A 230-nucleotide genomic window follows, 5' to 3' on the forward strand; every position below is an offset into this window, starting at 1 on the left:
CTCGGTCAGCAGCTTTGGCGGTATCACCCGAATGAACCTGCAGGCGCAGGCCCTGCCGTGGGTGTCTGTGGCCTTTCGTTACACCGAGACGCAAGACCGCAATCTGTTCAACTTTGGCGATTTCTATGATCGCAACTTTGATGTGCGCTTCCGTCTTTGGCAGGAAGGGCGCTATCGCCCTGCGGTGGCTGTGGGGCTTCAGGATCTGGCTGGCACCGGGATTTATAGTG

Annotated in this window: 1 protein-coding gene; it reads left to right on the forward strand. The window is 57.8% G+C overall.

Translation table 11 applies throughout. From position 1 onward, the window contains the following. Window positions 1-31: 31 nt before the first annotated feature. On the forward strand, window positions 32-230 hold a 199-nt coding region (locus tag Q5L94_RS14245), incomplete at its 3' end, for a YjbH domain-containing protein (protein ID WP_317498998.1).

The organism is Idiomarina sp. Sol25 (assembly GCF_033052775.1).
GTDB lineage: Bacteria > Pseudomonadota > Gammaproteobacteria > Enterobacterales > Alteromonadaceae > Idiomarina.